This is a genomic window from Burkholderia sp. MR1-5-21, assembly GCF_053427715.1.
In genome coordinates this window covers 17,433-37,830 of record NZ_JBSAXD010000044.1, presented here as the reverse complement: position 1 = coordinate 37,830, position 20,398 = coordinate 17,433, and the positions used below count along the sequence as shown (strand labels likewise).

Genomic DNA, 20,398 nt, shown 5'->3' with positions numbered 1-20,398 from the left:
TTCCGTATAAAGGCCCGCACTGGCATCGCGCGGCAGCGCATCGTGGAGGTTGGCGCCGGACAGTTAGTGCGGCACAAGCCCGAGGATCTGTTGAACATGGCACAAGCTAAGGTCGTGAAAAGGACCGTTACTGCGACGCAAGGCGCCTACGTGGAGCTGAAACGACGAATTCTGGAAGGGGAGCTCCCCGAAGGCTCACCTATCCGGCAGGACGACGTTGCGGCTCAGCTTGGTGTCAGCAAGATTCCCGTCCGTGAAGCGTTGATGCGGTTGCAGTCCGAGGGGCTGGTCAAGTTTACGCCCAATGTCGGGGCGGTCGTCGCCACGCTGACCGTCATGGACTATATCGAGATGCTCGATATGCGCCTGGCGCTGGAATGTCGTGCACTCGAACTCGCCGTGCCCAATATGGCCAGCGTCGACATCGCGCGTGCCCGAGAACTCTTGTCGGCCTGTCACTCCGCCATGACTGACCAGGAATGGAGCGATCTGAATGCCGAATTTCACTACACGCTCTATGCACCCGCGAACCGTCCGCGCCTGATCGCCACCATTCAATCCGTTCAAGAACACATGGGGCGCCTGCTCCGCGTTCAGGTCACGATGGCTGCTCAACACGAGCGTTCGCACGCAGAGCACGTCAAGATCCTTGACGCCTGCGAACACGGCAATGTCAAGGAAGCGGTCCGCCTGCTTCGTAAGCATATTGAGCAGACCCAGCGCGAAGTACAGGGCTATTTCCGGAATTGCAGCGCCTACAAGGTCTGCTGATCAAACGGCACGCGCTAGCCGGCTCACTTCGGCGCCGCGTAGAACTTGCCGGCGTGAGCCCAATTGGTACCCGGAATTTCGATGAACATGACATCGATCGACTCAACGGGGCAATTCAGCACTTCGGACGTCAGCCGGGTGACTTCCTCGACATACTTCGCCTTCTGCTCCTGAGTTCTCCCGGGAGAAAGCTCAACTCGAACGATTGGCATCAAGACTCCTTCATTTTCGCAGGACGACCCTGCGCGGTTAATCGACCGGAGACGTTCCGGCATGGTCTTTCCGCGTGCTTCCCCTGTTGGCCGATGGTTTCGGCAAAACCGAGGCTGCCGGGCGGCAGGCTCGTGGAAGCCGCATCAGTCGGCGGATTTTGTCTGATCGAGCCCATATACACTGCTCCGGGTTAAGGGATGGACGCTGCTCGTGGGAACTCGCCGACAGGCTGCCGATCGCGAGAGTATCCCGCACTAACTTATCCGGCCAGAATTGCCAGGTCATCCTGTTATCAAAATTGTCGCGACGTTGTCGAGCAGCAGGTCTCAATGCTCGATGTCGAACTGCAGAGGCGGGCGGATCTTCAGTACGTTATCCACCGCAGCTGTATCACTCAGGTCTCGCAGTCGTTGCGAAAGAGCGTACAGGCGCATTGCACCGCAGTGCTCATGCGCCACGATGCTATCCATTTCCTGGGCGATATCCGCGAACTGTTCCGTCCAACTTGCGACGTCGAATGTCAACAAGGCCCCCTTGTGATAGCGATGGTGACTGCTGATACCGCTTTCAGCCCGCCCTGCCACTGTATATATCGTTGATCTGGAACCACCATCGAGCCCGTGACAACAACAGATTCAATGCCTATTGGCACCTTTGTGTCCAAGCGCGATCAGCAGGACGTTTGTCTGCTCAAGCAGCGTCCGCTGATACGTCCCCAACAGCGGGATATCGTCCGCATACGACATAGCGTCTTCAACACCATGCCGGAATAGCCGCTCAATCTCCCGACATTGAGCAGCGTTCAGTTGAGGCAATACGGCATCAACGAACTTGCACAGCACCACCATCCGGGCTCCAATGCGCGAGACCACTTCAACGTTGACTTCCAGGTCGCTCGCCCACTCATCCATGACAGGCCCGGTATCGCCAGTTTTCTGCGCGTCCATCAGAAGGTCTCCCAAGTTTCGCCAGCCGGACTGGGTGCTGTCACGGCGGGGGCAGCGCGTATCCGGCTCTGCGTGACAATTGCGCGCGAGACCGGCTGCCCCGCGTCAGCGAGCTTGAACACTGACATGGCATCGCCTAGATTCCTGGCCTGCTCCTCGAGGGATTGCGCTGCTGCTGCGGCCTGCTCCACGAGTGCCGCATTCTGCTGTGTGACCTCGTCCATCTGATTGACGGCCTGGTTGACCTGCTCGATGCCGCGGCTCTGCTCTTCCGAGGCCGCCGCGATCTCGCCGACGATGTCCGACACCTGCTTGATCGCCCGCTTCACCTCGCCCATCGTCGCGCCGACTTCACTCGCCTGTTTCGCGCCGTCCTGGATCATCTGCACCGACGAACTGATCAACTCCTCGATCTCCTTCGCGGCCGCAGCCGAGCGCTGCGCGAGGCTGCGCACCTCGCTCGCCACCACCGCGAAGCCACGCCCCTGTTCGCCCGCACGGGCAGCCTCGACGGCTGCGTTCAGCGCCAGAATGTTCGTCTGGAATGCGATGCCCTCGATCGTGCCCGTGATCTCGGAAATCTTGCTCGAACTGCTATTGATATGGTCGATGGTCTGGACCATCCCCTGCACCGCCTCGTTGCCAGCATCGGCCACGTCGGTCGCGCGCGTCGCCAGCGCGTTGGCCTGCCGCGCGTTGTCGGCATTCTGCTTCACGGTTTCCGTCAACTGCGTCATGCTCGACGCCGTTTCCTCGAGCGATGCGGCCTGCTCTTCCGTGCGCGCCGACAGGTCGGTATTGCCGCTCGCGATTTCTCGCGACGCCACCGTCACCGATTCCGTGCTTGCCTTGATGCCGCGCACGGTATTGCTGAGCTGCCCGTCCATCTTCTTCAATGCTTCCAGCAGTTTGCCGAATTCGTCACGTGAGTCAGTGACGATCGCGTTCGCCAACTTGCCGTTGGCGATCTTGTTGGCAACATCCACGGCTTTTCCGAGGGGTGTCGTAATCGAGCGCATCAGATAGATCGATACGCCGGTTGCCACCACAGCGCCGGCGCAAATCAGCGCAATCGCAATCCAGAGAATCGTCCTGAAAGTCGATTCGCTGTCGTCGGCGAACTGTTTCGCCTGAACGAGGTTCAACGCCGCATCGTCATCGAGCAGTTTGCTCAGGGAAGTCGCGCTCGGGGCCAGATCTTCAATGAGCGAGCCTGCGGTGTCATAGTTTCCTGCACCGACAGCCGCTACCGCTGCATCTGTGCGCGACATGAACTGCGGCAAGACATTCTTGATCCCATCTGCGATTTCGCGCTCCTTGTCGCTCGAGATCCCAGCCGGATAGTAGTCGGTCCATGCCTTGCTGGCGCGCTCCTCCGCCGCGCGAATCTCTTCGATGCTGGCCTTCGTCCGACCTGGATCGTGCAGTACCTGAATACGCCGCAACGCAAGACGCATAGTGAACTGGGCTGCTCGCATATCTGACAGGTCGTTTATCGGAACGGTGTTGCCGGTATAGGCGTCGCTCATGTTCGCATTCATTTTCGACAGGCCATACACGCCGAATCCGCCGAGCGTAACCATCAGTGCGACGCAAACACCGAACGCAAGGACGATCTGGAACTTGATGCTCCGTGTGAAACTCGGCACGCTCCTTTCCCCATGACCTGAATACTGAAAAGCTATGTACCACCAATTATGGTGGACCAATATCATCGATACCGTGCGGGGCAAGGCTGACCCGGACCTAGGCACCCGGTCCGAACGCTGATAGCGCAATGGCCGATTGAACACCACATGAAACCAGACCCGCGAAGAAGATCGCCCACCGACCAGCAGCCCCTGTAGAGGTAGACAGTTAAAGCATGCGGTGCTGCACCGACGTTCTCCGGCAGGTATAGCCGAAGTGGAATAGACCCTGCCGGGCCGTCCGCATGCATTTCGCGGACTTCTCGTACCGGTAGCGGCTCGTCACCCAGCATCGCGCCGATTTGCCGGTAAGCATGGCGCATCTGCGGAAATGGCAGCGACTCCAGTGGGCGCGCGTCATGGGCAACCGTTGCCGCGAGGATCTCGCGCACCTCTGGAGCCAGGCGAGAAGGGGCAAACGGTGCTGTCTTTATGCGATGCCGCCGGTGTTTCGCCAGAGCATTCTAGCGTGATGGAACTGTCAGCGCTAACAACGAAGGGCCAATCCATTGCAAGCCCTTGTATCTGCGGGTTTGGTACGCTTTGGATGTGTCCAGTTTTTGAACAACACTCGTCGACGACTAACTCTCGACCCTGAACAGCTCCCAATATTGATTCAGCCTCGTTTATCAGTTCCTCTCGCTTTCCCCTTCAAAAGCACGCCGCATCCCCTCGTCATCGCGGGCGCTCTCCCATTTGGCGATCACCAACGTAACAAGTGCATTTCCAGTGAGATTGGTGACGGTCCGCATTGAATCCATGAATCGATCCACACCAAGAAGAAGAACGATGCCCGCCAGCGGCACTTCGTGGTACATCGACAGCGTGCAGGCGAGTGCGACGAAGCCTGCACCTGCAACACTGGCAATCCCTTTCGATGTGAGCATGAAGATCAGGATTAGGGACAATTCTTGCCCGAATGTCACAGGCACGTTGCAGGCCGGTGCAACGAATACAACCGCCATGACGAAGTAGATCGACGAACCGTCCAGATTGAAAGACAGACCGGCAGGCAGCACGAAGCCCACCACCTGCTTCTGGCAACCAGCATTCTCAATGCTTGCGAAGCAAACTTGGCATGACAGCTTCAGACGACGCGGTGCCGAAGCGTCGTCGGGTCCTCGTTTCCGAGCTGACGTACTATTCCCCGATGTGTGGATTTATCCACGGCTGCCCCCGAGGGAACTCATGCGCAGCGGGTCGCCGATACTGGACTTCGGCAGCGGCCTGCCGTAGAGGAACCCCTGTGCGAACCGGCATCCGTTCGCCCGAAGAAAGGCCGCCTGTTCAGCCGTCTCGACGCCTTCCGCAACAACCTCCTGCCCCAAGCACCTTGCAATGGACAAGATCGCCTTGACCAACTCCGCATGGCGTCGATCGATCACCGCCTTATGGACGAATGATCTGTCGATCTTCAGCGTGTCGATGGGAAACCGCGCCAGATAGCCCAGCGACGAATATCCCGTGCCGAAATCGTCGATCGCGATTGACAGCCCCATCGACCCAAAGGCCAATAGCGTGCTCAGTACGGTTTCATCCGTTTCCAGCAGCAGGCTTTCCGTGATTTCGATCTCCAGCCATTCTGGCCGGCAGCCAGTCTCGGCGAGGATTTGCTCGACCGTGCGGGCGAGATCTCGGGATTGAAACTCGCGGGCCGACAGGTTGACTGCCACAGTGTGCCTGGTGGTTCCATCGACGTTCCATTCAACTGCTGCACGGCAGGCTTCGCGCAGCACCCAGTTGCCGAGATCCACGATCAAGCCCGTTTCCTCGGCAACTGCTATGAATTCGTTCGGCGCAACGACGCCAACGTCGGGCCGGCGCCACCTCAGCAACGCCTCCGAACCGATCACCCGGTTATCCGCGAGCGACACCTTGGCCTGGTAGTGCAATTCGAGTTCTCCACGCTCGACGGCGTGCCGGAGTCCCGACTCCAGCGCGAGGCGCGTGGCGGCATCGTGCGTCAGCGCTTCCGAGTAGAAGCGGAAGCTGCGACGGCCGCAGCGCTTGGCCAAATACATCGCCGAGTCGGCGTATTTCATCAGGTCGTCCGCTTCGGCGCTGTCGAACGGATACAGCGCAATGCCGACGCTGCAGGAGACGAACACCTCTTTGTCGTTGAGCATGAAACCATCGTCGAACCTGCCTATGATCCTCCCTGCAATATCTTCCAGGACCCAGCGGTTTTGAATTTCCGGCAGCAGAACGGCGAACTCGTCGCCACCAAGACGCGCCACCGTATCGCCTGAGCGAATGCATCGGCTCAGGCGTTCGGCAGCCTCACGCAACAGCTCGTCGCCTACCGCATGGCCCAAGGTGTCGTTCACGCCCTTGAACCGATCCAGGTCGATCATCATCACCGCACCCGCCGGGCGATGCCCGGAGCCGGACCCGAACGTCTGCCGCAGAAGTTCGTTGAACGAGGCGCGATTCGGCAACGAAGTGAGCGGATCGGAATAGGCAAGCCGCTGGATCTTCTCGCGTGACGCGCACAGCTCCGTGATGTCGCGCCCTACTGCCAGCACGGTTTCCACCACACCGTCGGCGCCATACTCCGGCGCCAGCCGGATCAGCGTGCATCGAGACACTGCGTCTTTGCCGGTCCACGTCAATTCGAATTCCAGCTCGTTTCCGCTTTCGAACACCTCGACCAGCTTTTGCTCGTAGAGAATCGTGTCTGGGCCTCCCGGGCTTTCCGATGGTTTATTGTCGATCAACGCGTCGTCGCCGCCGACGACCAGTGCCTTGAAAGTCGGATTGGCATACAGGCGCCGAAGATCCCGACCATAGCGAACCACCGTATCGGGAGAGTGCTCGACCAGGGTTCGGAACTCCCGTTCACGGCTCGCGAGCATCTTCTCGACTCGTCTGTGCTCCATGACATCGCGCGCGACGCCCAGCACGCCCATCAAGGTGCCGGCGGCGTCGTACACGGGAACCTTGCGCTTCTCGATCAGCCCCCTCTCACCGGTGTCCGGATAGGTATGCCATTCCTCGTACACGCGAACGCTACCCGCTTCAATTGCGGCGATATCGTTCTCACGAACCGATTCGACGAGTTCCGCATCGAACAGGTCGTGATCGGCCTTCCCGACGATTTCCTGCCTCCGCCTTCCGATTGCTCGCTCGAACGCATGGTTGCAATCGAGGTACACGCCCTCGGTGTCCTTCATCCATATCATGTCGGGAAGGGCCTGCAGTAAGACGCGCAGCCGTGTGCGTGCGTCACTTATAGCGCGCGTTTTTTCCTCGAGCCGTTTGTTGAGCTCGAGAATCCTCGCGTACTGGGCTTGCTGCTCCGCCTCGGCACGCCGCTCTTTGGTAACGTCATAGCCGATGACCAGCACCGAAGCCACTGCGCCGGCTTCGTCGCGCTCAGCCACCAAGTGAACATGATGCAACTGTTGCTGTCCGTCCACCGTCACCACGGACAACTCCAGCCTGCGTTCACTTCCGGTTCGAACCACTTCGCGAATGGCGTCTTCGTACGCGTCGAAGCGTCCATCGGGAAACACCTCTCGCGGCAATCTATCGGCCACCTCGCTCGTTCGGTAACCCAGCAACGTTTCCAACGCACGATTCAGGTAAGCGAACCGCGCATCCGGAGTGTGACGGACAAGAAGATTCGGCAGATTCTCGGCGAGTGTTCGAAAATGGCGTTCGCTTGCGATGAGCGCTTCCTCCGTCATCAGCTGGCCAGTGATATCGCGACCGATCCCAAGGATGCTGACGATCGTACCGTCCACATTTCTCTCCGGGATCATGCTGCCCTCATGGACGTGCCGCACACGGTTATCGTCGAACAGTTCCTGGCGCACGAACGGCAACGCCTCGCCAGTGCTCACGATGTGGGCGATCCCCGCGACCACCTGGGCGTGCGACTCTGGAATACGCGACCCGATCAGATCCGTCGCCGGTTTGCCCAAGGTCCGCTCATGGGTCGGATTGACGTACAGGTAGTTGCCGGCGCAGTCCCATCGCACGATGTGTTCGGGAAGGTCTTCCGCGAACGAACGAAACTGCCTCTCACGGTCGGCCAGCGCTTCGCGTATTTCGTCACGCCTCGAAATCTCTGTGCCGATATCCGCCGCAGCTGCAGCACTCAGGTCTCGCAGCCGTTGCGAAAGAGCGTGCAGGCGCATTGCACCGCAGTGCTCACGCGCCGCCAGGCTATCCATTTCCCTCGCGATATCCGAGAACCGTGCCGTCCAAAGCGCAATGTCGAATGTCAACAAAAAGCCCCGTGTAAAAGCGATGATGACTGCGGATACGCTTGCCGCCTCAATCGGCGCTGTATAGATGCCTCAAGGCTGTGGCCGCCCCCTGACGAACGCGAGGAAAAGCCCATGGTCGTCGCGCGGCGCGCTCATCCGCCCCTTCCCGGGATGGTGGGCCACAGCGAAGGGCAGGACGTCCACAGCAACAGATTCAATGCCTATTGGCACCTTTGTGTCCAAGCGCGATCAGCAGGATGTTTGTCTGCTCAAGCAGCGTCCGCTGATACGTCCCCAACAGCGGGATATCGTCCGCATACGACATAGCGTCTTCAACACCATGCCGGAATAGCAGCTCAATCTCCCGACATTGAGCAGCGTTCAGTTGAGGCAATACGGCATCAACGAACTTGCACAGCACCACCATCCGGGCTCCAATGCGCGAGACCACTTCAACGTTGACTTCCAGGTCGCTCGCCCACTCATCCATGACAGGCCCGGTATCGCCAGTTTTCTGCGCGTCCATCAGAAGGTCTCCCAAGTTTCGCCAGCCGGACTGGGTGCTGTCACGGCGGGGGCAGCGCGTATCCGGCTCTGCGTGACAATTGCGCGCGAGACCGGCTGCCCCGCGTCAGCGAGCTTGAACACTGACATGGCATCGCCTAGATTCCTGGCCTGCTCCTCGAGGGATTGCGCTGCTGCTGCGGCCTGCTCCACGAGTGCCGCATTCTGCTGTGTGACCTCGTCCATCTGATTGACGGCCTGGTTGACCTGCTCGATGCCGCGGCTCTGCTCTTCCGAGGCCGCCGCGATCTCGCCGACGATGTCCGACACCTGCTTGATCGCCCGCTTCACCTCGCCCATCGTCGCGCCGACTTCACTCGCCTGTTTCGCGCCGTCCTGGATCATCTGCACCGACGAACTGATCAACTCCTCGATCTCCTTCGCGGCCGCAGCCGAGCGCTGCGCGAGGCTGCGCACCTCGCTCGCCACCACCGCGAAGCCACGCCCCTGTTCGCCCGCACGGGCAGCCTCGACGGCTGCGTTCAGCGCCAGAATGTTCGTCTGGAATGCGATGCCCTCGATCGTGCCCGTGATCTCGGAAATCTTGCTCGAACTGCTATTGATATGGTCGATGGTCTGGACCATCCCCTGCACCGCCTCGTTGCCAGCATCGGCCACGTCGGTCGCGCGCGTCGCCAGCGCGTTGGCCTGCCGCGCGTTGTCGGCATTCTGCTTCACGGTTTCCGTCAACTGCGTCATGCTCGACGCCGTTTCCTCGAGCGATGCGGCCTGCTCTTCCGTGCGCGCCGACAGGTCGGTATTGCCGCTCGCGATTTCTCGCGACGCCACCGTCACCGATTCGGCACCGGTGCGAATCGAACCGATCGTGGCCGCAAGGCGGCGCTGCATCCCCACGACTGCGTGCAAGACACTGTTACCGTCAATCGTTTTCGTATCGATCGGCGGCTGAAGGTCGCCTTCGGCAATCTGCCCGACGACCTTGGCGACGTGCACGGGCTCGCCGCCAATCGTGCGCAAAACACCGCGGTTGATCAGTCCGACCACGAGCGAAAGCAGCGCCGCCACTACCACCAGCAAACCGAAACTCCCGTAGAGCGTGGTGTGAAAAGCGGCGTCGATGTCGTCGACATAGACGCCTGTCGTGAAAATCCAGTCCCAGGGCTGATAAGCCGCGTTATAGGAAATCTTCGGCAGCACGTCGCTTGAGCCGGGCTTTGCAAAAGAGTAACGGGTGAACCCCTTGCCATCCCGCTTGATCTGGTCGAGCACATCCTGGTAGATGGCCACGCCGTTCGGATCCTTGAGCCCGATCATGTTCTTGCCCTGTAGCTCGGCCTTGATCGGATGCATCAGGACGACCGCTTCAGGACTCAGGATGGTGAAATAACCGGTCGATCCGCCATAGCGCATGTTGCGCACCGCATCCATGGCCTTTTTCTTCGCATCGTCCAATGTCATGGCTCCCGCCCTAGCCTGATCGGCAAACGTCTTGACTACCGCCAGCGCAAGCTCGGTCGCGTGGCCCAGATCCGCCTTTCTTTCTTCGAGGCGGATTTCACGCGTACGATAGGCGTCAACGACCGTAAGGCACACCAGACACAGAAGACTCGGGGCAAGCGGCAACCACAGCTTTTGAGAGAATGACAGTTTCACTTTCGAGACCTTTTCCTGAAAGGCATTCGTGGATACGGACGTCCAAGTGGAGGATGTCCATTGCGGTTATCGACAATTGCGCCTCGTTCTCAACCAACCTTGCGCGCGGGACATATCCGCCGCACATCACTCAGTCAGAACGCAAAATCCACACCTTCCGCAAGGTGGGGCAAACCGACGACCGCTGCGGACGGACGCCTTACGGCACGACACATCGAGAACTGAACGCAGTGCATGAAACCGATGGAGACAGATTTATCGCAGCATAAAACCCTTCTTCCCCAGCGTAGCCAACGGGATATTGGTTTGTTCGAGCAACGTTGAGTTGCACGCGCCAAGCATCACAATCTCATCGACACGTGCCGTGGTGTCTTCGACGCCTTGCCGGAACAAGTGGTCGATCTCCTAGCATTGCACGGCGGTCAGTTGCGGCAATGCAGCCTCAGCGAATTTTAGGGTGATGAAGCTGCCTGCACTAACAACGGTGTGCCAATCCGTTGTAAGTCCTTGTATCAGCGGCCTTGTGGAGCTTTTACTGTGTTCAGTTTCTGCACAGTACTTTTGGTTTGATGTCGACGTTGTCGATGTGGTCATGCGCTTGAAGAAGCGTTCGCCCGGTACGGACAGCCCGACATCGTGAATACGGATCAGGGCAGTCAGTTCTCGGCGAATGCGTTCACGCAAGCCTTGCTTGGCGAGACATCCGGCTGTCGATGAACGGCAAGGGAAGCTGGCGGGACAACGTGTTCGTCGAGCGAGTGTGACACCGTATCACGTACGAAGAGGTCCACCTGAAGGCGTACGAGCAGGTCGCGCTCCATCGGCAAGTACATCTGCTTGGACAACCGGAAACGGCCCCATTCGAGCCTGGCGGATCAGATGTCAGAGAGGTATACCTCGCGACGCTGCATGCGATCAAATCGGCAGCGTGATTGCCTCGGACCGTCCACTTAAAGCTCGACAGCGATTCGGCATTGCGCCAGCGTGCGCCATTATGCGACGCCTGACGTCCTGTTGATCGACGGTATGCGGTCTATAAAAACCGCCCTTCCGTTGTTGCGTCGGATGTCATCGGGCCGCGACAGACAGGTAATGCGTATTCCTGAACCCTAACGCATACGGTTGCCAACAACAATATGATTTAACCCCTCACTCGATGCTGCCGATATCCCACTTGGAGAAGCGTCCGCGAGTCCGGTTGAAGCATGATCGGTACCATCCTTAATGAGGCTCTGTGACAGGGACATCAGATATGAAATTCATCCGACATATGACGGTGCGAGCAAAGCTGACCATGACCTTCGGCATGCTGACCGCATTGGTGCTGGCTGTTGCGCTGTTTGCATTGCAGGCGCTGGCCGACGGCAATGCGCGGTTCGTGACATATGTCACCGGCATCGGCGCGCGCGGGATGCTCGCAGAGCGAGTTCGTACCGCCGTGGACCGCCGCGCGATCGCCGCGCGCAACCTCGTGCTGGTGACGAAGCCAGCCGACGTCGAAATGGAAAAAACCGAGGTGACCCAAGCACACGCCGATGTACAGGCGCGGCTTGGCGAACTCAAGCGGGCGATCGCCAATGCAACGGATGCGAGCGAGCAGGCCCGCAGCATGGTCTCCGACATCGACCATATCGAAAGCCAGTATGGTCCCGTCGCGCTGACGATCGTGAATGCCGCCCTGAACAACCGGCGTGACGAAGCGATCACGATGATGAACGAGCAGTGTCGGCCGTTGCTCGCTCAGCTCGTCAAGGCCACGAACGCTTACAGCGACTACACGCGCGAGCGCGGCGAACATATGGTGCGCGATGCGGCTGATCGTTACGCGAGCCAGCGGGCGCTCTTTCTCGGCATCGTCGTGGCGTCGCTTGCGATTGCGGTCGTCGCCGCGCTACTGATCACCCGCAGCCTGACGCGCGCTCTCGGCGCCGAACCGGCGGAACTCAGCGAGGTGACGCGGCGTGTCGCCAGCGGCGATCTGAGCCCGGTGGCGGGCGCGCAAGCGGCGCCTGCGGGCAGCGTGCTGCGCTCGATGGGCGAGATGCAGGCGAGCCTCATGCGGCTGATCGGCCAGGTTCGCACCTCTGCCGATAGCATTGCCACGGGATCGCGTCAGATCGCAGCGGGCAACCAAGACCTGTCCTCGCGCACCGAGCAACAGGCCTCGTCGCTGCAGGAAACGGCGTCGAGCATGGACGAGCTTACGTCTACGGTGAAGCAAAACGCGGAGAACGCTCAGCAAGCGAGCGCGCTGGCGACCAACGCATCGGAAGTCGCGCAAAAGGGGAGCACCGCGGTCGGGCAGGTGGTCGACACGATGGCCGAAATCAGCGAGCGCTCGACAAAGATCGCGGACATCACCAGCATCATCGAAGGCATCGCGTTTCAGACCAACATCCTGGCGCTCAATGCAGCCGTCGAGGCTGCACGTGCGGGCGAGCAGGGCCGCGGCTTCGCCGTGGTCGCGAGCGAGGTGCGCAGTCTGGCGCAACGCTCGTCGAGCGCGGCGAAGGAAATCAAGGAGCTCATTACCTCGTCGGTGCAGAAAATCCGCGACGGCTCGGCACTCGCAGGCGAGGCAGGCACGACCATGACCGAGGTCACACACGCCGTGGCCCGCGTGACCGACATCATCGGCGAGATCGCCGCCGCCTCGCGCGAGCAGAGCCGCGGCATCGAGCAGGTCAACGTTGCCGTTACGCAGATGGACGAAGTCACGCAGCAGAACGCCGCGCTGGTCGAAGAAGCGGCTGCCGCCTCGGCGTCGCTAGAGACGCAGGGGCAACAGTTAACCGAAGCGGTAGCCTTCTTCCGCGTGGACGGATCGCGGTCGGGCCAAGTCCTGCAGCGTGCGGCGAACCGCACACCAGCCGTCTGTCGAACACTGCTACGTGGCAAAGCGGCATCGTCGCCTGCAGCCCTCCAGCTTGCGCCGGCACTCGTTTCCACCGATGGGACAGAAGATTGGCAGACGATTTAGCGTCGCTGGCACAAGTCATCGACAAAGGTCAGGCTTGTTGCTTTTCCTCTGCAAGGTTGCCGCTGTTCACGAGGTTGTGCGAGATCGCATAGTGGATCAATTCCGCGCTGTTGACGATCTTGAGCTTCTGCATCAGACGTTTCTTGTACGTACTGTTCGTCTTTGCGCTGCGCGTCCACGTGTTGGCGATGTCTATTGATGCTCTGGCCGGCGGCAAGCATTTGAAAGACCTGAAACTCGTGGTCGGACAATATTTCGAGGCCGGCTTCATCGGCGGACGACGCGTCGAAAACGATTGTGTCGACCAGTTTGGGATCGATGTAGCGGCCGCCGGCCGCCAGCCTGCGGATCGCGTCGAGAAGGATTTCTGGATCGCTGTCCTTGGTGGCATAGCCGTTCGCGCCGGCACGAAGTGCTCGGGAAACGATCTGTGCCTCGTCGTGCACGCTCAGGATGAGGATCGGCAACGCGGGATGCGCACCGCGCACGCGGTGAAGCAACGCGATTCCGCTGATGCCAGGCATGGCCGTGTCGAGCAGGAGCAGAAAAAGGGCCGCAGTCAGCCCGAAAATAACCATCTATACCAAAATCGCATACACAACCCCAAAATAAGCATTTGTGTGAATATTTCGACTGACTCAAAGTTAACTCGAAACATGCACTTGGAGGCGGGAATCTGCATTGTCAGGACCGCAATCGACATGACAACTGCTACTACGACCCTGCAACTCGACGCACACGAATCGGACAGTCGGATCGCCACTACGTATAACGAATCGGCGATCCGACTCGACCGACTCCCTGTCGGTGCTTTCCACTTCCGCATCATGGCGATCATCGCGGCGGGGTTGTTTGTCGAATCGTCCGAGACCTTCCTCGCCGGGAGTGTCCTAGCCGCATTGCAAAAGTCCGGATGGAGCAACTTTCACCTCACCAGCGTTTTCGTCAGCGTGACTTTTGCGGGCTTGCTCGCAGGCGGATGGATGGCCGGCCTTCTTGGAGATCACTTCGGCCGCAAAAAAGGCTACCAGATCAACCTTCTGATCTTTGGTGGAGCTGCGTTCGCAGCGTTTTTCGCACCGAACATGAACGCTCTGATCGCACTGCGATTTGTTATGGGGATCGGCCTCGGGGCAGAACTTGTTCTTGGATACAGCGCGCTCGCAGAGTTTGTTCCGCCACACACGCGCGGGCGATTGTCCGCAATCATGTCGTTCATCTCCCACGGCGGAGGCTTCGCCGCTAGCTTTTGTGGTGCATGGGTAATCCCGCACCTTGGCTGGCGCTACATGTTCATGATCGCGGCCGTCGGATCCGGAATTGTTTGGTTTTTCCGCCGCTACATGCCCGAGTCACCGCGATGGCTCGAGAGCAAAAGTCGAATCGCTGAAGCTCGCGAAGTGCTGGATCAGATCGAACGCATTGCGTATAGCGGGGAAAAGCCGCCCCCGCTTCCCGCTGATCAGACACTGCGCGTACAAAATACCTTGCCGCCGGCAAAGGTGAAAGCGCGAGAGCTATTCTCGAACCGCTATCTGCGCAGCACCTGCATCGGGTTGCTCGTCATGGTGACCATGCAGGTTTGCCTCTATGGTCTCGTCACCTGGCTCCCCACGTTTTTTGTTTCCCAAGGGCACACGATGGAGGACGCATTGCGCTGGAACGCCATCGTATCGATTGGCCAGCCGATCAGCGGCATCCTTCTGATCATCATCATCGACAAGGTCGGACGAAAAGTGCTCCTTGCTGGGGCAGCAGTCCTCGCCGTCGCATTCTCTCCCTTCTATCTCATGTCGAGCAATCAGCCGGTCTTCATGATGCTCGCAACGGGATTTGTGTTCATGATGCTTGCCCAGATTCTTATGACGGTTGGCCAAGGAACCTATCTCTCAGAAATTTTCCCGACGAAGCTGCGATCGCGCGGCGTGGGCCTTACCAGTTCGGTATCTCGTGGACTTCAGATCGGGGTTCAGATTGCGGTGCCCGCGATATATACCGCCTACAAGATGAGCGGGATCCTCATCGCCGTCGACATTGTCCTGGTCATCTTCGCGATCTGCCTATGCACGTTCGGCGCAGAGACACGACGTCGTTCACTCGAACATATCGAGAACTGACAGAGCGTATTGATGGTGACACTATGCGAGGCTATGCAAATCCGCATAGCCGAAGCAAATTAAAGCATTGGATAGCATACGCTCGACTATTTAAACTGACCTTACCCAACGTCTTTCACAAGCGTCAATGTAGACGACGGCCGCCCTCTTCCGATGGCCAATTGGATCGAAAGCACTATGACAAAATACATTTTGATTAGGTATCCTGATTTTATTTCACTCGGTTACTGGTGCATTAATCAACCCAACTTTGCTCTTTCAGGTGAACTAGTATGAATGGAATCAAGCTGGAAGTTATATGGCGTCGCCTCATCTCGGTCGTCGATGAGGCCGCAGCGTCGTTGGTGCGGACATCGTTTTCATCGATCGTCCGCGAATCGAACGACTTTGCCTGCGTCATCACCGACGCAAAAGGCCGGTCCATCGCACAGGCCTCCCAAAGCATCCCGTCCTTCATCGGCACGGCGCCACGTACCATCCGCTGCTTCCTCGAGCGCTTCCCACTTGAGACGCTAAGCGAAGGTGACATCCTGATCACCAACGACATCTGGCTCGGTACCGGTCACCTCCCCGATATCACCGTCGCAAAGCCAATCTTCGCGAACGGCCGCGTCGTCGCATGGGCAGGGTCGGTGGCTCATGCGCCCGACATCGGCGGTCGCGTTCGTTCGGCAGATGCCACGTCCGTGTTCGAAGAGGGTCTCCAGATTCCCCCGATGAAGGTTCTGCGCGCGGGCGAAATGGATGCGACACTCGAAGCAATCCTTCGTCAGAACGTGCGTGTGCCCGACCAGGTCATGGGCGACCTCTACGCACAGTTCACAGGGCTCGCCCTGATTGAGCGTCATCTGCTCGAGCTGATGGAAGAGCACTCACTTGACGACCTCGATGAGTTGTCGAGCCAGTTACGCGCACGGACCGAAGCGGCTATGCGTTCTGCAATCGCGGCAATACCTGATGGAGTCTACCGCTCAGAAGCCGTAAGCGACGGCATCGACGCATCACCTATCCATCTGCGTATGGCGCTTACCGTCAAGGGCGATTCGATCACCATCGACTATGATGGTACGGACCCGCAGGTGCAGAAGTCGATTAATGTCTGCCTGGCGTATACGAACGCCCTGACGGCCTACGGTATCAAGTCGGTTCTGTGCACGGATGTGCCGAACAACGATGGTGTTCTCCAGCCGCTCGAAATCGTGGCGCCCTATGGGTCCATCCTGAACTCGGCGCCGCCTGCAGCAGGCGGCGCTCGTGCGCTGATCGGCCACTTCCTGCCCGCCATGGTCCTGGAGGCTTTGGCTCCCATCGTCCCCGACAAGGTGATCTCGGGCGTCGGCTCGCCGCTTTGGTGCGTGAATATGGCCGGTACGCGTGCGGACGGCAAGGGCTTCGCGAACCTCTTCTTCCTGAACGGCGGCTACGGCGCGAGTGCAAACGGGGACGCAGTCAACGTCCTCTCGTGGCCCAGCAATATCTCGTCAACACCGGTCGAGATCATCGAACGCCTTGCGCCCCTGAAGGTGCATCGCCGCGAGTTCCGCAAGATCACCGAACCAAACGGCAAGTATCGGGGTGGCCTCGGCCAGGAGCTTGTGCTCGAAAGTCTTAACCCCACCTCGGCGGTCATGTCGTTCATGGCGGAACGAACGCGCGAGGAGTCTGCGGCCCGCGGTATGGCGGGCGGCAAATCGGGCGAACCAGGCGAAATTCTCATCGACGGCAACCGAATCAATGCAAAACAGCAACAGACGGTGAAGCGTGGCACCGTCGTGACCCTTCGCACTCCGATGGGCGGCGGCTACGGCGACCCGTCCCAACGTTCCAACCAATCTATCGAGGAAGACCGGGTTAACGGTCTGTACGCGCAATGAAAGATACGGCGGCCTACTCTCTTGGCATCGACATCGGCGGCACCTTCACGGACATCGTTCTGTACAGCAACGGTCTGGCGAAGGCATTCGGTCACAAGGAACTGACGACGCCCGATGATCCGACGCAAGGCGCTATGCGCGGCGTCGAGGTGCTGCTCGAACGCGAAGGCGTGAACGCATCGCAAATCACCCGCGTGGTCCACGCTACCACCCTCTTTACCAACGCACTGATCGAACGCCGCGGCGTGAAGACCGGCCTCATCACGACCGCCGGCTTCCGCGATACGCTGGAAATGCGCCGCGAATTCAAATACGACCTGTACGACGTTTTCATCGACATCCCGAAGCCTCTGGTTCCGCGTGCGTCCCGCCTCGAAGCGATGGAACGCGTGCTCGCAGACGGCACCGTCGATACGCCGATCGACGACGCAAGCGTCCTGTCTTCCGCTGACGAGCTTGTGCGCCAGGGCATCGAGTCCATCGCGATCGTGTTTCTGCATGCCTATGCAAATCCGGAACACGAACGCCGGGCGCGCGACCTTATTTTGCAGAAGTACCCCGACCTGTACGTCTCGATTTCCAGCGAAGTCGCGCCGCAGATCCGCGAGTACGAGCGCACGTCAACGACGGTCGCAAATGCATACGTCGTTCCGATTGCCGAACGCTACCTGCAGAGCCTCGAAGCTCGGCTGAAGCAGAATGGCATCGGCTGTCCGCTCCTTATGATGCTGTCGAACGGCGGCCTCGCGCACGTGAACGAGGCACGCAGATTCCCCGTTCAGCTGCTTGAATCGGGTCCGGCCGCCGGCGCCATTGCGGCTGCGTTCTTCAGCAAGCGCTCGAACATCGCCGACGTACTCGCGTTCGATATGGGCGGAACGACGGCGAAACTGGCGATCGTCGAGGCCAACCAGCCGCTGGTCGCTCACACCTTCGAAGCCGCCCGCCAGAAGCGGTTCGCGAATGGTAGCGGTATGCCGATCAACATCTCGACCGTTGAGCTGATCGAGATCGGCGCGGGTGGCGGCAGCATCGCCCACCTGGATTCGCTCGGTCTGCTCAAGGTCGGCCCTCGCAGCGCCAGCTCGAAACCCGGCCCGGCATGCTTCGGTCGCGGCGGGAACGAACCCACTGTGACCGACGGCAATCTGCTCGTTGGCCATCTTGACCCGACGACGTTTGCCGGCCGCACGATGACCCTCAAGCGGGAACTCGCAGAGACTGCTGTCGCCAACGTCGCTCAAGGGCTTGGCAGCGAGGTAATCGAAGTCGCGGACGGCATCGTCGCAGTGGTGAACGAGAACATGGCAGCAGCAGCGCGCGTTCACGTCGCTGAGCGTGGGTTCGACGCTTCGGCGTTCGCATTGCTGGTCACCGGTGGCGGCGGCCCGCTCCATGGCTGCGATGTCGCACGGCGGCTTGGCGTAAATAAGATTATCTGCCCGCCACTCGCCGGCGTCGCCTCGGCGCTTGGTTTGCTGATGGCTCCGGCACGCATCGACCGCTCTGTCTCGTTCAATCGTCCTCTGTCGGAAGTGCCGCCCGATGTACTGGAACGGCGCTTTGCCGAACTGGAGCAGCAGGCATCGAACGTGATCCGCGACACGCTGCCCGAAGGCACGTCGTTCACGCTTCAGCGCGCGGCCGACATTCGCTTTATCGGTCAGGGCTTCGAACTCGTGGTCCAAGTACCGTCTACGAAGTGCGACGACAGCACGGCTGGAATCATTCTGGATCGCTTCTGCGAGGCTTACGGCAATGTGTTCGGTCAGGTACCGCCGGTTCGCTCAGTCGAACTGACCACGCTGCGTGTCGCTGCCATCGAAGAAAACGTCAACCGTCCCCTCTCGCTCGGAGCCGACACGGAAGCCTGGATTCCGAGCACGAGCCACCGTGATCTCTGGGTCGCGAACCAGAACAAGTTCGTGCAGGCGCCGGTTATCTCGCGACAGGCACTGGTGCCGGGCAAGACCGTCGTCGGCCCGGCTCTGGTAGAAGACGCATCGTCGACTCTGGCCATTCCCCCGGGCGCGACCGCTGAGATCGACGCAGCCGGCAACCTGCTGATCAACCTAGCCCTGCACGGCGAAAGCTATGAAATGCGAGAAACCGCACAGGAGGTGACAAGTGAATAATCGGAAAGAACCGTTCCCGTGCCGCCGAGTGGGCAAAGTAGACGGCAAGAGCTACTTTTTCGGCTACTACAACAAGTCGAACTGGGACGCCACTGGCCGTTATCTGCTCGGGCATCAGGTGCCGTGGCGCGACAAGCTGCTCGAGCCGAATCTCGACTGCGTTGTCGGCTACTTCGACCTGAACGACGGGGATCGCTTCGTCGAGTTCGGGAAGACCACAGCCTGGAACTGGCAGATGGGCTCGCAGCTTCAGTGGCTTGCAGGTGACCAACGGCGCGCGATCTTCAACGTCCGCACTGATCACGCCGACACGCCCTATCCGTTTTTTGGCTCGGCGATTTGCGATGTCGAATCGGGCGCAACTCGGCAGCTCCCGCTCCCTATCTATAGCGTCGCGCCGAACGCCAAATGGGCGTTGTCCGTCGACTATCGTCGCCTATACGTTACGCACGAGACGATCGGATATAGCTGTGATCGGCACGCTCCCAAGTTGGAGAATTGCCCGGCTGGTGACGGTATCCGCTGGATGGATCTCGAAAGCGGTGATAACTGTCTGCTCGTCAGCTACAGGCAGCTTCGTGATTTCCATCCGCGCGCGTCGATGGAGAAAGCAATCCACTGGGTCAGTCATATCGAGATCAACCCGTCGTCCGAGCGCATCCTGTTCCTGCATCGCTGGACCGAACGCGTCGAAGACGAAACGTGTTTCCTGCACCGTTTGATTACGATCAACCCGGACGGCACGGACATGCGTCTGCTCGAATGCTCGGATCACCCTCTTCCGCAGTTGACAGACGACTTCTATCCGAATTCAGTTGGCACGTTCGATTACGAGAAGTCCGAGTACCAGATCTCGCACCCGCTGTGGCGCGACAACGGTGAGATCATCGTCTGGGGTCCTCACGACGGTGAAATCCACTATCACCTGTATCAGGACTCTGACGCCGGTTCCGTCAAGGTCGTTGGGCGCGGAATTCTCGCGGAAAACGGCCATATGACGTTTTCGCGTGCGAATCCCCGCTGGATGCTGAGTGACACGTATCCGAACAGCGAAACGCATGAGCGCACGTTGTTCCTGTTCGACATCGACAGCGAAACGAAGTACGACCTCGGTGACTTCTATGCTGACCCGAAGCTCAGCAAGGAAAACCGCTGCGATCTTCACCCTCGCTGGAGTCCGAACGGATTGCAAGCCTGCGTCGACTCGATCCACGAGCATGATCGCGCGATGTACCTTATCGACGTGTCCCGTCTGACAGGTCGATAAGCCAAGATGGGGCC

The 20,398-nt window shown here is 59.5% G+C and carries 14 protein-coding genes and 2 pseudogenes; 7 read left to right on the top strand and 9 right to left on the bottom strand.

The genetic code is table 11. The features are described from left to right. Positions 1–96: 96 nt before the first annotated feature. Positions 97–771, top strand: a complete 675-nt coding sequence (locus tag ACV229_RS36970; RefSeq protein WP_448087999.1) for a GntR family transcriptional regulator — start codon at positions 97–99, stop codon at positions 769–771. Positions 772–794: 23 nt separating this feature from the next. Here the strand turns inward: ACV229_RS36970 and ACV229_RS36965 are convergent, their stop codons facing one another. The 8 genes from ACV229_RS36965 to ACV229_RS36930 all read right to left on the bottom strand — a co-directional run bounded on the left by ACV229_RS36965 (position 795) and on the right by ACV229_RS36930 (position 10,011). Next, on the bottom strand, positions 795–983 hold the full coding sequence (locus ACV229_RS36965; RefSeq protein ID WP_448087998.1) for a 4-oxalocrotonate tautomerase: 189 nt from the start codon (positions 981–983) through the stop codon (positions 795–797). 327 nt (positions 984–1,310) lie between these two features. Further along, a complete protein-coding gene (locus tag ACV229_RS36960; RefSeq protein ID WP_448087997.1) occupies positions 1,311–1,511 on the bottom strand; it encodes a hypothetical protein in 201 nt (66 codons plus the stop codon). 108 nt (positions 1,512–1,619) lie between these two features. Further along, a complete protein-coding gene (locus ACV229_RS36955) occupies positions 1,620–1,931 on the bottom strand; it encodes a hypothetical protein (RefSeq protein ID WP_448087996.1) in 312 nt (103 codons plus the stop codon). Beyond that, on the bottom strand, positions 1,931–3,580 hold the full coding sequence (locus ACV229_RS36950; RefSeq protein WP_448087995.1) for a methyl-accepting chemotaxis protein: 1,650 nt from the start codon (positions 3,578–3,580) through the stop codon (positions 1,931–1,933). The genes ACV229_RS36955 and ACV229_RS36950 overlap by 1 nt, the downstream gene beginning before the upstream one ends. 668 nt (positions 3,581–4,248) lie before the next feature. Continuing rightward, the gene (locus tag ACV229_RS36945) at positions 4,249–4,677 is read right to left on the bottom strand and encodes a cation:dicarboxylate symporter family transporter (protein ID WP_448088016.1); all 429 of its coding nucleotides are present in this window, start codon (positions 4,675–4,677) and stop codon (positions 4,249–4,251) included. 102 nt (positions 4,678–4,779) lie between these two features. Next, a complete protein-coding gene (locus ACV229_RS36940) occupies positions 4,780–7,851 on the bottom strand; it encodes an EAL domain-containing protein (protein ID WP_448087994.1) in 3,072 nt (1,023 codons plus the stop codon). Positions 7,852–8,047: 196 nt separating this feature from the next. Then, positions 8,048–8,359, bottom strand: coding sequence for a hypothetical protein (locus ACV229_RS36935; protein ID WP_448087993.1), 312 nt, complete (start codon positions 8,357–8,359; stop codon positions 8,048–8,050). After that, complete coding sequence (locus tag ACV229_RS36930; RefSeq protein ID WP_448087992.1) at positions 8,359–10,011, bottom strand: methyl-accepting chemotaxis protein; 1,653 nt, start codon at positions 10,009–10,011, stop codon at positions 8,359–8,361. Before ACV229_RS36930 ends, ACV229_RS36935 begins: the two co-directional genes overlap by 1 nt. Positions 10,012–10,596: 585 nt before the next feature. On the opposite strand from ACV229_RS36930, the pseudogene ACV229_RS36925 reads away from it, so the two are divergent. Beyond that, positions 10,597–10,965: pseudogene (locus tag ACV229_RS36925) on the top strand (IS3-like element ISAcsp5 family transposase); the annotation flags it as partial. Between the two features lie 298 nt (positions 10,966–11,263). Continuing rightward, the gene (locus tag ACV229_RS36920; protein WP_448087991.1) at positions 11,264–12,991 is read left to right on the top strand and encodes a methyl-accepting chemotaxis protein; all 1,728 of its coding nucleotides are present in this window, start codon (positions 11,264–11,266) and stop codon (positions 12,989–12,991) included. A gap of 28 nt (positions 12,992–13,019) precedes the next feature. Here ACV229_RS36920 and ACV229_RS36915 read toward each other — a convergent pair. After that, a pseudogene (locus tag ACV229_RS36915) lies at positions 13,020–13,551 on the bottom strand (response regulator); the annotation flags it as partial. Between ACV229_RS36915 and ACV229_RS36910 the strand changes: the two are divergent. The 4 genes from ACV229_RS36910 (at position 13,465) to ACV229_RS36895 (ending at position 20,384) form a co-directional block, all read left to right on the top strand. Next, positions 13,465–15,108, top strand: coding sequence for an MFS transporter (locus ACV229_RS36910; protein ID WP_448087990.1), 1,644 nt, complete (start codon positions 13,465–13,467; stop codon positions 15,106–15,108). The pseudogene ACV229_RS36915 and the gene ACV229_RS36910 overlap by 87 nt on opposite strands. 272 nt (positions 15,109–15,380) lie before the next feature. After that, a complete protein-coding gene (locus tag ACV229_RS36905; protein ID WP_448087989.1) occupies positions 15,381–16,982 on the top strand; it encodes a hydantoinase B/oxoprolinase family protein in 1,602 nt (533 codons plus the stop codon). After that, positions 16,979–19,117, top strand: coding sequence for a hydantoinase/oxoprolinase family protein (locus ACV229_RS36900; RefSeq protein WP_448087988.1), 2,139 nt, complete (start codon positions 16,979–16,981; stop codon positions 19,115–19,117). The genes ACV229_RS36905 and ACV229_RS36900 overlap by 4 nt, the downstream gene beginning before the upstream one ends. Then, on the top strand, positions 19,110–20,384 hold the full coding sequence (locus tag ACV229_RS36895; protein WP_448087987.1) for a hypothetical protein: 1,275 nt from the start codon (positions 19,110–19,112) through the stop codon (positions 20,382–20,384). Before ACV229_RS36900 ends, ACV229_RS36895 begins: the two co-directional genes overlap by 8 nt. Positions 20,385–20,398 lie beyond the last annotated feature (14 nt).